At 43.9% G+C, this 12924-nt stretch carries 7 protein-coding genes; all 7 read left to right on the forward strand.

Annotated features, from left to right (window positions below):
* The first annotated feature begins 207 nt into the window (after positions 1-207).
* The 7 genes from IE164_RS08445 (at position 208) to IE164_RS08475 (ending at position 12618) form a co-directional block, all read left to right on the forward strand.
* Positions 208-2820 carry a hypothetical protein gene (locus tag IE164_RS08445; RefSeq protein ID WP_189629773.1) on the forward strand — a complete coding sequence of 871 codons (2613 nt, stop codon included), beginning with the start codon at positions 208-210 and terminating at the stop codon, positions 2818-2820.
* A gap of 19 nt (positions 2821-2839) precedes the next feature.
* A complete protein-coding gene (locus IE164_RS08450) occupies positions 2840-4426 on the forward strand; it encodes a mechanosensitive ion channel family protein (RefSeq protein ID WP_229838592.1) in 1587 nt (528 codons plus the stop codon).
* 5 nt (positions 4427-4431) lie between these two features.
* Positions 4432-5571 carry a trans-sulfuration enzyme family protein gene (locus IE164_RS08455; RefSeq protein ID WP_189629775.1) on the forward strand — a complete coding sequence of 380 codons (1140 nt, stop codon included), beginning with the start codon at positions 4432-4434 and terminating at the stop codon, positions 5569-5571.
* A 308-nt stretch (positions 5572-5879) separates the two neighbouring features.
* A complete protein-coding gene (locus IE164_RS08460; protein ID WP_189629776.1) occupies positions 5880-6254 on the forward strand; it encodes a hypothetical protein in 375 nt (124 codons plus the stop codon).
* A 195-nt stretch (positions 6255-6449) separates the two neighbouring features.
* Positions 6450-9623, forward strand: a complete 3174-nt coding sequence (locus IE164_RS08465) for a VPS10 domain-containing protein (RefSeq protein WP_189629777.1) — start codon at positions 6450-6452, stop codon at positions 9621-9623.
* 158 nt (positions 9624-9781) lie between these two features.
* Positions 9782-11893 carry a tetratricopeptide repeat-containing sensor histidine kinase gene (locus IE164_RS08470; RefSeq protein WP_189629778.1) on the forward strand — a complete coding sequence of 704 codons (2112 nt, stop codon included), beginning with the start codon at positions 9782-9784 and terminating at the stop codon, positions 11891-11893.
* On the forward strand, positions 11893-12618 hold the full coding sequence (locus IE164_RS08475) for a response regulator (protein ID WP_189629779.1): 726 nt from the start codon (positions 11893-11895) through the stop codon (positions 12616-12618). The genes IE164_RS08470 and IE164_RS08475 overlap by 1 nt, the downstream gene beginning before the upstream one ends.
* Positions 12619-12924 lie beyond the last annotated feature (306 nt).

Genomic DNA, 12924 nt, shown 5'->3' on the forward strand with positions numbered 1-12924 from the left:
TTAAATGTAAATTTTACAATACAGATTATTGCTGTCTATACTATCTAATTAACCATTTGAATTAACTCGAGTTGCAAAAATGAATTTTGTCCTTGACATCTCCAAGTGAAAACTTTTAAGTCAACTAATTCGCATAAATTGACACCTTTGTGGTTTAAATAGTTGTAAGGCTTATTTAACAGTTCAAGCATTAAACTTTAATTCACCTTGAAGTCTAAAAAAATCCTTTTTGTCGGTTTATTCGTGGTTTTAGCCGCATCCACTTATTGGTTGCTGGAGCTAAAACGGCCAAAAGTCAAAATAGAACACATTTTGCCCGAAACGAGTTTGTTCGTTTTGCATGGTAGCAATTTAAAGGCCAGTTTGTCTTCGGTTGAGAAGTTCGATTGGGTTGAAGCTTTGAAGGAGGTGCCGTTTGTGGAAACCCTATACAACTGGTCGGCCAAGGTAGATTCTCTGCAACAGTCCGGTCAATTGCGATCCGCTGTTACCTCTTTACCATTCTGGATTTCCTTCCATTCTACCGCGAGCGATGAGGTAGCTCCTCTGTATGTTTTGCAAGCCGATGGCTTTCAATGGAATGAAGAGAGCATTATTACTATACTTCAGGAAATCACAGGTAAAACCTTTACCACCAGCCTTCAGGTGTTCAACGACTATGAGCTTATTAATGTGGTGCATGAAGGCTCCAGACTTGTGATGCTCATACAGGGCGATTATTTGGTCATTTCAGAGGAGAATATCCTGGTAGAAGATGTGGTCAGGGCCTTGCAGAATGAATCGAGCCGACTAGTTGTTGGCGCAATGGAGGCTTACCCTGAGTCCGATATTCAACTGGTGCTAAACACTAAGCGTTTGAGTGAACTGGAGCGGGTGTTTTTTAAAGAAGTGAAGCAGTCTCAGGTCAGAAAACCTGAAATTGCATTTGTCGGGCTGAAGTTTACAACCGAGGGTATAGAGGCCAGAGGAGCCGCCTATCTGCAATCTCTATTGGAAGCAGGGGAATCGTCTATTTTTGGTAAAAATCTGGTACCTCTGTCGGCTATAGATTTTTCATGGAGACCCTTTAAGATTAGGATGGAAGAATTCGAACCCTTGTTAAAGGGAGAGCTATTGAGTGTTACCCTCGACATGAATTTTTCTGATGTGTCGAAAGTCTTACTTATAAACACCACCGATACGGTATACTTAAGAAGAACACTAGAACGAATATCAGAACAGTATACCAGTCCTCAGGATTCAGCTGTTTACAGCGAATACTATTTAAGTACCTATTTGGGCTTTGTTCAGCAAGACGACTTTGTAAAAGAGCTTACGGGCCTAGAGGAGCCCATGGGAGCTCCGTATTATGCCATTTTTCAAAATGCGTTGATTTTGAGCGATAATCTTGACGCTTTGAAAACCGTAATGAATGAGTTCGATAATGAATCGACTTGGGGTAAATCGGTACAAAAGAGGGAAATTCTGGATGATATTGTTCAGGAAACTAACCTCACCGTTTTTAAAGATTTTGCCTTTGCTTCAGAGTCAATGATAGATAGGCTTAAACCAAAATGGCATGAATTTATTGAAGAAAAACCGGCTTTGAAACAGTTGTTTAAGCGTTTTCAGTTACAGTTGAATGCGAGCAATGCCAATTACCTTGTTTCTTCATTCGTTGCTTTTAACGAAATAAAACCACAGCTTTTGCCCGGCAATAAAGTTCCGGCTGGCCAAGAGCAAAGAGAGCTGAATATAAGGGCCAATGTATTTGCCGATACAACTCTTATCACCAAGCCATTTGTAGTTCGGAATCATGTGAACGCCAGTTTGGAAGTTATTTTTCAGGACCACAACAATACACTCTATCTGGCTTCGAGGCAGGGCGATGTGCTTTGGAAGCTACCCGTTGAAGCTCCGGTAATTGGCCCTATTCATCAAATAGACTATTTCAATAATAAAAAACTTCAATACCTCTTTTTTACCGACTCATTGGTACATCTTATCGACCGCAATGGCGAAGTGGTTGAAGGCTTTCCAAAACCATACGAGGCGCCCATGGCTATTGAAGGCTCTGCAGTGGTAGACTATGACAATAGCAAACGCTACAGATACCTGACCCGCGACAGGAGGGGTAATATTAGTTTGTTCGATAAAGAGGTAAACCTTCTGGAAGGCTGGAATCCCAATGCTATGGAAGGAAATCTTTTACAAACGCCCTTCCATGTACGAGTGAGGGGAAGAGATGCTTTTGTGGCCGTGGAGGTTACCGGAGAGATTTCTCTTTTGAATCGAAGGGGAGAGTATTATCAAGGCTTCCCACAAAAGTTCGATCAAAGGTTTAGTGGCGATGTAGCCTTTATTAAAGGGCCCAATTTTGCGGGAACTCAAATTGCGGTGATTGGCCAGGAGGGTGAATTATTGAAACTTAATCTGGAGGGTAAACTCGTACAGAGCAAACAGTTCTTTAGGCCAACTACCCGCAGCATCTACAGCATGGTGAGTGATGTGCTGGAAACCGGATATCGTGTTTTCCGAAACGATCAGAACCGAATAGCCTTTTTTGATATGGAAGGACAGGAGGTTTTTGAAATTCCGTTGGAAAACTCGGGCAATCTGGAGGTGGAGTTCTATAATTTCAGGAACGGCCGGGAGCTTTATGTGATCCGTGATAAGACTAAACAAACCCTTCATTTACTAAATGGAGAGGGTGTAGCTATAGCTCCTATCATTCCGGCAGCCCACAGAGTGAGCATTCTATACTACCAGAATTTATCAGAGTACGAAGTCTTTGTTAACTTCGCCAACCAAATGAATATATATACCATAGATGCGAAGTAGTTGTATCCGGATTTTTTTCTTGCTGACCTGCTGGCTGGGTTTAGCTACTACAGGTTTTGCTCAGGCCGATTCTCTGCCCGATGATTTTGCTAATCCCTATGAGGTTATTTACAATCACCTCAATTATTTGCAAGAAGATAATTATCTGCCGGCTCAGTCGGCCAAGTCGCTCTACAGGGGCAGTAGAACTCAAAAAGAAATAAATAACCTCGCCATTGAGCTAAAGCAGATTCTCGATGGCTCCGGCAATTTGGTGCGTATGGAAGACCTGCCAAAGGCCGCCAACTATTACGATTCGCTGCTCAAGCGCAATAGGTATGTTATAACTGATGACTTTCCTGAGCTCTATGTGCAGAAATACGGAGACCGATGGTTGTTTTCAGAATATTCAGTCGATCAAATTGACCGACTCCATAAGCAAGTTTATCCTTTTGGCACAGACAAGCTTTTGAACATTTTGCCCAATTTAGGTACAACCAAATACCTTGGGCTTCACCTGTGGCAGTATCTGGGTATTCTCATTCTACTTACTATTGGCTTTTTGGTGCACCTTATCTTTACGGTCGTACTCAGAAAGATACTTTTTGGCTTGCTGCATAAGTATGGCAAGATAGACCTGGCCAACCAGTTTCTCAATCCGGTGGTTAAGCCTTTCAGTTTAATGATCATTGCCTATTTGGCTAAAATACTGGTGCCGGTATTGCAGTTGCCACCATTTGCCGCTACGAATATTATACTTCTTGTACATGCTTTGGTGCCTCTTTTTGCGGCCATGTTCTTCTATCGATTGGTAGATATTCTGGGGCATTACCTTAAGCGAATGGCCGAGCGGTCAGAAAACACACTCGATGATCAATTGGTGCCTCTGGTTACCAAAGTGCTAAAAGTTTTTGTGGTTATAGTGGGCTTTGTGGCTGTACTGAGAGGGTTCAAATTTGACATATGGCCTATACTCACAGGGCTTTCTATTGGAGGTTTGGCTTTTGCTTTAGCTGCTCAAGATACACTCAAAAACTTCTTTGGTTCACTCATGATCTTCATAGATCGCCCGTTTCAGATTGGCGACTGGGTAACTTCGGGAGATATTGACGGAACTGTAGAAGAAGTAGGGTTTAGGTCTACCCGGGTTCGAACCTTCCGAGACTCCGTAATGTACGTGCCAAATAGCATAATATCGAACAGCATGGTCGATAATCATGGAAAAAGGCAGTATCGCAGGTTTTATACCCGCCTGTCCATTACATATGATACTCCGGCCCGACTCATAGAGGTATTTGTAAAAGGGGTAGAGGAGATAGTGAAACAACACCCTCACACGCGTAAAGATTACTATAACATTTTTCTTAATGAATATGCCGGTAGCGCGTTGGAGGTAATGGTGTATATCTTCTTCAAAGTACCCGATTGGAACAGCGAGTTGCGATGCCGCCAGGAAATTATGCTGGAGGTGAACAAACTGGCGGAACATTTAGGGGTGAGGTTTGCGTTCCCGACCCAAACATTGATGATAGAACAAGTGCCTGGTCAAAAGAGCCTGACACCGGAATACAAACAATCCAAAGAAGAAATGGAGGCCGAATTACAAGCCTTCTTTAATAAAAAGTAAACGATATGCGATTCGACACGAAAGCAGTTCATGCGGGAGTAACTCCCGATCCTTCAACAGGAGCTATTATGACTCCTATTTTCCAAACCTCTACCTATGTGCAACAGTCTCCGGGAAATCACAAAGGTTTTGAGTATTCGCGTACCCAAAACCCCACTCGATTTGCTTTGCAAGACAGTATTGCAGCCTTGGAAAATGCCAGGTATGGCTTGGTGTTTGGTTCGGGACTGGCCGCCATCGATGCTGTAATAAAGTTGCTCAAACCGGGCGATGAGGTTATCAGTGCCAACGACCTTTACGGAGGAACTTACAGAATCTTTACCAAGGTTTTCGAAAACTTCGGTATCAAGTTTCACTTCATTGGCATGGAAGACGTAGCCAATATTGAGAATTATGTGAACGACAATACCAAACTCATTTGGTTGGAGACACCTACCAACCCTATGATGAACATTGTAGACATAAAAGGAGCTGCGGCCATTGCCAAAAAGCACAATATCATTCTAGGGGTAGACAATACCTTTGCTTCTCCGGCCTTGCAAAACCCTATGGATTTGGGTGCAGATATTGTAATGCATTCAGTAACAAAATACCTTGGCGGTCACTCCGATGTGGTGATGGGTGCGTTGGCTATGAATAGCGATGTGCTCTATCAGCGATTGGCTTTCATACAGAATTCATGTGGAGCCGTAGCCGGACCACAAGACTGTTTTTTGGTGCTAAGAGGTATAAAGACCCTTCACCTGCGTATGCAAAGACACTGCGAAAACGGGGAAAAAGTGGCTCGTTACCTTGCCGAGCATCCAAAAGTGAACAAAGTGTACTGGCCGGGCTTTGAGTCGCACCCCAACCATGCAATTGCCAAAGAGCAAATGAGAGGCTTTGGTGGAATGATTTCGTTTACCTTTCACGAAGATGATATGCAACAGTCGTTCAGGGTTATGGAGCGATTCAAAGTATTTGCCCTGGCAGAGTCTTTGGGAGGAGTAGAATCTATGGCTAACCACCCGGCCACCATGACACACGGTGCCATACCTAGAGAAGAGCGAATGAAAGTAGGTTTGTTAGATTCACTCATCCGTTTGAGCGTTGGTATTGAAGACGCAGACGATCTAATTGCAGATTTGGAACAAGCCATTGGTTGAGCATGAGGTAAAAAAATAAGAATATATGAAGTTGAGTCATTAAAATTTAAAGTACTCAACCAAATAAAATTGCTCGAAAATATCCCGCTACAGGCGGGATTTTTTGTGTCTGGCAATTCATCCGCAATTTTATACCGCTTAACTGTTGTTTGAGCAACTCATGAAAAATATTCTACTTTTTTTAAGCTGATCGTTAAACTTTTTCAGAACTTTGTCGTCTAAATAAGCATAGGAAAACGAAGAATATTTGGTAATACTGAATTAACATCATCTAAACACAAACATAAAAATTCGAAACAACATTGGTCATGAAAAAGCAATTCACAACACAAAGAAAATGGTCGGCAATAGTTGCTCTGACCTTGGCAGTGGTAGTTACATTTATGGCGGCCCTTCAGTCTTACGGAGTAACCAAAGTAGAAGAGCTGATAGTATACGATATTAAAGGTTCGTTGGACAGGGCCTATGAAGAGGCTCTGGAGTCAGACAAGCTTTTTGACATAGAAGTTCCTTCGGCTCAACTCCAAACTATTAAAATATTCGATGCGGATGATAACCTTGTGTTATCGGTAGTGATGGAGAAAGATGGAGTAGTAGAAGATGAGAAAGCCAAAAAAATGCTCAATAGAGCAGAGTTTTTGGCCTCCTATTCAAATACGTCTATATACAAACTTATCGATTAAAACACTCCATACCGCATTCTCAAGACCCTCTTAGGAGCAGGCTTCTGGAAAAGAACAGCAGCCTGAAAAACTCCTTAGAGGGTCTTTCTTTTTGCCATTGGTATAAAAAATTAGCCCCTCTTTCTTAAAGTCTTCATCAGTTCATAACTTTTAAGTCTTTGAACTACTCAAATCATCAATATCAAACTAAGAACTATGAAGACTACCACAATTTTTAAGACGAAGCTTCTGGTGCTTGTCTTTGGCTTGCTCTTCTCTACAGTATTCGATGTAGAGGCCCAGCGCAGAAGGCGGGGAGAGCAACCCGAAGCCAGTGCTTCTGATCCTAAAGCCGATGTTTATAAAGGCATCGAGTGGCGTTCCATTGGTCCGTTTAGGGGCGGTCGGGCGTCAACTGTTTCCGGTGTTCCGGGCAAACCCCAGGTATTTTACATGGGAGCAACCGGTGGCGGAGTATGGAAAACTGAAAACGGAGGGCAAACCTGGAAAAATATTTCAGACGGCTATTTTGGCGGTTCCATTGGAGCTGTGGCCGTGAGCCCTTCCAATACAGATGTAATCTATGTGGGTCAGGGTGAACAAACCGTTAGAGGGAATGTCTCATCCGGATTTGAAGGTTTCTGGAAATCTACCGATGGAGGAGAAACCTGGACTAACATTGGTCTAAAGAACGCGATGCATGTAGGGCGTATAGTGGTGCATCCGAAAAATCCCGATATAGTATGGGCTGCCGTTATGGGCGACTTATTCAAGTCGAGCGAAACAAGAGGTATTTATAAGACTACCGATGGTGGGAAAACCTGGAAGCGAACTCTTTTTGCCAATGCCGATGCAGGAGCAGTAGACGTATCTATTGACCCCAATAACCCGGACTTTGTTATGGCAAGTACCTGGAGAGTGCGCAGAACCCCTTATAGCCTAACTTCCGGTGGAGAAGGTTCCGGTATTTGGAGGTCTAAAGACGGTGGAGAAACCTGGGAAAACCTAATGGACAAATCGGGAATGCCGCAAGCCCCAATAGGAATAAGCGGAGTGGCCATTTCTCCGGTAGATTCAGATGTGATCTATGCCATTATAGAAGCCAACAAAGGGGGCGTATATAAGTCTACCGATGGTGGGGAAACCTGGAGAAACACCAACTCATCGAGAGCATTGAGGCAAAGGGCTTGGTACTATTCCCGAATTTATGCCGACACCAAAGATGTGGACAAGGTTTACGTGATGAATGTGGCCTACCATGTGTCTACCGATGGTGGAAGAACTTTTGAGTCAAATGGGGCACCGCATGGCGATCATCACGATTTATGGATTGCTCCGGAAGATAATATGCGTTTGGTGATTGCCGATGATGGCGGAGCGCAGGTATCTTATGATGGTGGCGAGAGCTGGTCTACTTATATGAACCAACCCACTGCTCAATTTTACAGGGTTACTACAGACAATGCGTTTCCGTACAGAATTTATGGAGCACAACAAGACAACTCAACTGTGCGAATTGCCCACAGAACCTCAGGTTTTGCCATCACAGAAAACGATTGGGAATCTACAGCCGGTGGAGAAAGTGCTCACCTGGCACCCAAGCCAGACAACCCCAATGTAGTATTTGGCGGAAGCTACGGAGGTTACCTGGAAATGGTAGATCATGACAAGGGCATAAGCCGCAACGTAAATGCCTGGCCAGACAATCCAATGGGACATGGAGCTGAAGACTACAAATATCGCTTTCAGTGGAACTTCCCAATATTTTTCTCTCCACACAACCCCAATAAGCTCTATACCACCTCAAACCACGTACATGTTTCTACTAATGGAGGAGAGTCTTGGGAAATTATTAGTCCGGACCTTACCCGGGCCGAGCCGGATAAACTGGGTAAATCTGGAGGACCTATTACGTATGACGATACTTCGGTAGAGTACTACGCCACTATTTTTGCTGCCACCGAATCGCCATACGAAGAAGGATTAATTTGGGCAGGCTCAGACGATGGCCTCATTCATGTGACTCGCGATGGAGGAAAAAACTGGACCAATGTGACTCCTCCCGATATGCCTAAGTATCTTATGATTAATTCCATTGATGCAGATCCGTTTGTGAAAGGTGGAGCGTACATTGCCGGTACTCAATACAAGCTGGGCGATTATCAGCCATACCTGTATAAAACCAAAGACTACGGTAAAACCTGGACAAAAATCACCACTGGAATTCCTAACGATTACTTTACCCGTGTACTAAGGGCCGATCCGGAAAGGCAAGGATTGCTTTATGCGGGTACTGAGCGTGGAATGTTCATTTCTTTCGATGATGGAGCCTCCTGGAAACCGTTCCAGATGAACTTGCCTATTGTGCCAATTACCGACTTAACCATTAAGAACAACAACCTGATTGCAGCCACACAAGGGCGTAGTTTCTGGATGATTGATGACCTTACCATACTGCATCAGTTGTCCGATGAAATCGCAGCCAAAAATGTGCACCTTTTCAAACCAATGGATGCCTATCGTTTAATGGGCTCAGGCAGCAGCCGATTCCGTGGTGGTAGTGGTAATGCCGGATTGTTGTACGGAGAAAATGCTCCTGCCGGACCAGTAATTTATTACAACATGAAGGAAGCTCCGGCCAAAGGCACCAAAGTATCCATAGAAATTTATGATAGCGAGGGTAAGCTAATCGATAGCTTCGATCAGAGAGACGTGAAGGCCGGACTCAATTCGTTTAACTGGAACATGAGGGTTGAAAATGCAGAAGGGTTTGACGGCCTGATTATGTGGGCAGCTTCTGTTAGAGGTCCGGGGCCATTGGTGCCAACCGGGCAGTACAGAGCCAGACTTAAAGTAGGCGATCAGGTAGAAGAAACTACCTTTAACCTCATCAAAGATCCCCGTTATCCTTCCACCGATGCCGACATCAAAGCACAATACGATTTCCTCATCAAAGTGCGCGATAAGGTTACCGAAACTCACAGAGCCATTAAAGATATTCGTGCTGCACGCGAGCAAATGAACGATTTAATGGACAAGATTAAAGGACAAGAGGAGTATAAGGATGTAGTTGAGGAAGGTAAAAAGCTAATGGCTAAAATGACGGAAGTAGAAGAAGCCCTCTACCAAACCAAGAATGAGTCAGGGCAAGATCCGCTCAACTTCCCAATACGTCTCAATAACAAGCTGGCTGCGCTTCTTGGAGTTGCCGGAGGAGGAGAGTGGAGACCTACTCGTCAGGCCGAAGAGGTAAGAGTGGAACTGACTCAGCAAATAGATGCTGAGCTGACTAAACTCCGAAATATTATGAACAATGATTTACCGGCTTTCAACAATCTGGTGAAGCAAAAGTCAGTAGACTACATTGTGATTAAGAAAAGAGATAACTAACCTTTGCTGTTAATAGAAAAGAGGCCTTTCGAAAGAGAGGCCTTTTTAATTTCTACTCTCGACACCCTGTAATTTCAGACAGTTTCAGATAGCAACCTTTGCAAAAAGAAGGTATGTTTATAGTTGATTAAAGAAGACCCAACTCAGAATTACCTTAAATGAAACGAATCAAATACTGTAGAGGATTATCTCTCGTATTGATGGTGTTACTATCTTCCACCTCTCTTTTTGCACAGTCCAAAGTAGATTCCTTGTTGTCCGTTTGGCAAACCGCCACACACGATTCAATCCGGGTAGAAGCAGACATTGCCCTTATGAACCACTATAGGGTTCCTAATTCAGACTCTGCCATTTACTATGGAGAGCGGGCCCTCAAAACGGCCAATAACTCCTCTTTGATTGGCCTGCCGGAATATAAAAACAGGGTGCTGACCTATTTGGGCCTGGCCTATGGCTATTCATCCGATGGAAAACGAAAAGGGATTGAATACCTCAAACGAGCCATTCCTTACTTTCAAGCACAGAACAACCTAAACCAATTAGCCTATAACTATTTCTGTATTGGGTATTTCTTCGACAGTCATTTATATGAATACGATAGTGCTGTGGTCTATTTTACCAAAGCCACACAACTCAGCGATACACTAAATACAGCCTATGTGAGCGGAAGCTATAACAACGGTGGTCTATCTCTCTATCGACTTGGCCGCTACGACAAATCGCTGGAATACTACCTTACGGCCTTAGAAATGAGAAAAGAGAAGGGGAGTGTGTACGATGTAGCCTGCACTATTCTTAACATGGGCATGGCCTATGATAAGCTCAACCAGCCGCAAAAAGCCAAAAGTCATTATACCGAAGCACTGGCCGGTTTTATTGAAGCAGGCCATGTGCCCAACCAGGCCGTGAGCTATAAGAATATTGCCGATGTACTCACCGCTCAAGACAGTCTTAGTAAGGCCCTGGAATATTACGACAAGGCCGGTGAGCTTTTTAAGAAGGTCAACAGTACCTATCTTCTTTCAGACTGCTTTTTAAATATGGGTACCATTTACGTGAAACTAGGAGAGTACAAAAAGGCAGAAGATTTTTTGCTCAATGCAGAATCAACAGTACCCAAAGGGGCAAGCGATCGATTTAAAAGTCAGATATACACTCACCTGGCCCGTACCAAGAAAGCGCAGGCCGATTCGCTCTATGCCAACAACCGGTACTTAAAAAATACGGCCCTGCAATCAGGCGCAGTCTATGGAGAAAAAGCCTGGAGCCATGCCAATACCAGCAATTCGCTGGAGGTAAAAGTAATGGCGGCTCAAAGCCTGGTAGATATATATGATGAGCTGGGCGATTATGAGAGAGGTTTTCGCTATGCCAAACTGCTAAACGAAGCCAATCTGGAAACAGGTGAAAAAACTCAGTCAGATGCAATGGCGCGAATGGCAACCGAATATGAAACGGAAAAAGTAGAAGCGGAAAACGCGCTTTTACAGCAAACGCAAAGAACTCAAGAGGCTCGCCTAAAGCAGCAAAACCTCATAATTTATGGAGGTATAGTGGTGTTAGTGCTCATACTGGCCATTGCTGTAATAGTTTACAAGAGTAGACAAAAGCTTCAAAAGGCCAACGCAGCCATAGAAAAGTCACTTTCAGAGAAAGAGGTATTGCTCAAGGAAATTCATCACAGGGTAAAGAACAACCTGCAAGTGGTTTCCAGTTTGCTCGACTTACAGTCCAGAGGTATAGACGATGAAAAGGCACTTTCTACTTTTATGGAAGGGCAAAACAGGGTGAAGGCTATGGCGCTTATTCACCAGAAGCTATACCAGAACGAAAATTTGGCCACCATAGATTTTGCAGAATATGCAGATCAGCTTATGAACGAACTGGCCACCATTTATCCCTCAGCCGGGGGCGTAAAAACCAAAATAAGTGCCAATGGCGATGCCCGTTTCGATATTGATACGGCCGTGCCATTAGGCCTGATACTCAACGAGCTTATTTCCAATGCCTATAAGTATGCCTTCAAAGAAAACAAGGGTGAACTAAGCGTGTCTGTGACCTCTCTTGGGGAAGGCAAGCATCAGCTTACTGTGGCCGATTCGGGTGAGGGATTGCCGGCCGATTTCGATCTCACCAAAGCCAGAAGTTTGGGGCTTAGGCTGGTAAGAAGACTATCCAAACAGCTCTATGGTTCGGCCGAATATTATTATGAGCAAGGCAGTAAATTTATCATTACTTTCACCGATACTTTGGAAAGAAAAGCCATCTGATGAGCCGGGTTAAAATTTTAGTTGTTGAAGACGAAATTGTAATAGCCGATAATATTTGCCTCATTCTGGAAGACCTGGGGTACGAAGTACTTGAGCCGGCTATTAATTACGAAGAAGCACTGCAAACCATAGAAGCCGAAAAACCCGACCTGGCCATTTTAGACATTCAGTTGGGAGGGAAGAAGGATGGCGTAGACCTGGCCTGGACCATTAAGGAGCAGTTCGACTTTCCTTTTATTTTTTTAACCTCCAATGCCGATGCGGGCACCATTGAGCGTGTAAAGAAAGTGGCCCCTCCGGCCTATCTGGTAAAGCCTTTCAAAAAAGACGATCTATATACCTCCATCGAATTGGCTTTGCATAATTATACCGAGCAAAAAAACAACACCAAGGTAGAGGAGGAGCTCCTCATTAAAGATGCCATTTTCATTAAAGAAAAGAATCTCTTCCATAAGGTTAAGCTTAGCGATATTCGGTTTTTACGAAGCGACCATGTCTATGTAGAAGTGCATACCGTTAGCGGGCAAAAGCACCTCATCAGAGGTAGTTTAACAGACCTTTCGGAAAGGCTTCCTCAAAACTTCTACAGAACCCATCGGAGTTTTACTATCAATGTAGATCACATGGAGGCTATTAACTCTGCCTATGTGCTTATGAACAACGAGCAGATACCCATCGGAAAAAACTACCGGGACGATTTACTAAGGAAGATTCGTGTGGAATAAAACCCTTAGAGCCCTTCAACTTGAACTGTGCGTCACCTAAGTAATATCCCACCCTCTATGGCATGCCTACCTCAGTAGCTACCTTCGGCTGCACCTCACCCTAAATAGCACGTGACCGCGAAAAGCAAGTCACCCTAAAAAGTACGTCACCCTGAACTTGTTTCAGGGTCTACTCAAAAAGAACACCGCCCTTAGTAATACGCCACCTCGAATAGCACGTCAGCCTGAGTAGCACATCAACTCGAATAGCGCATCACTCTAAATAGCACGTCACCCTGAACTTGTTTCAGGGTCTACTCAAAAAAA

Origin of the sequence: Roseivirga thermotolerans, assembly GCF_014653175.1 — a bacterium.
GTDB classification, from domain to species: domain Bacteria; phylum Bacteroidota; class Bacteroidia; order Cytophagales; family Cyclobacteriaceae; genus Roseivirga; species Roseivirga thermotolerans.

Bases quoted from the DNA above. Each gene is read 5' to 3' on its own strand.
- IE164_RS08460 (WP_189629776.1), top strand. From the start codon at position 5,880: ATGAAAAAGCAATTCACAACACAAAGAAAATGGTCGGCAATAGTTGCT.
- IE164_RS08475 (WP_189629779.1), top strand. From the start codon at position 11,893: ATGAGCCGGGTTAAAATTTTAGTTGTTGAAGACGAAATTGTAATAGCC.
- IE164_RS08465 (WP_189629777.1), top strand. From the start codon at position 6,450: ATGAAGACTACCACAATTTTTAAGACGAAGCTTCTGGTGCTTGTCTTT.
- IE164_RS08470 (WP_189629778.1), top strand. From the start codon at position 9,782: ATGAAACGAATCAAATACTGTAGAGGATTATCTCTCGTATTGATGGTG.
- IE164_RS08455 (WP_189629775.1), top strand. From the start codon at position 4,432: ATGCGATTCGACACGAAAGCAGTTCATGCGGGAGTAACTCCCGATCCT.